At 65.5% G+C, this 255-nt stretch carries 1 protein-coding gene; it reads left to right on the top strand.

Features of this window, described 5'->3' with window-relative positions; genetic code table 11:
• Positions 1-51: 51 nt before the first annotated feature.
• On the top strand, positions 52-255 hold a 204-nt coding region (locus SB751_RS32915), incomplete at its 3' end, for a hypothetical protein (RefSeq protein ID WP_410749369.1).

The raw sequence follows: 255 nt of genomic DNA on the forward strand, positions 1-255 counted from the left end.
CCCGCCACAACTGTGCCACCCGCATCTGGTCGGCCATGGAACGCGAATGACATGTTGCCGGAAAGCCTGCAGGGTATCGGCCGAGCAATCGACGACTACGGCTTGAGCCTGTCCAGGGGCATGATCGGCGCAGCCGAAGGCATCGTCGGTGTGGGTGACTTGGCGACCGGTGGCCGGGTGACGCCGGGCCTCAATGCCGCGTATGGCTATGACCCCCAAGGCCGTCGCGTCGAACTCGACCGGATGGCTACGCCT

This window comes from Cupriavidus sp. SIMBA_020 (genome assembly GCF_046535395.1).
GTDB lineage: Bacteria > Pseudomonadota > Gammaproteobacteria > Burkholderiales > Burkholderiaceae > Cupriavidus > Cupriavidus campinensis.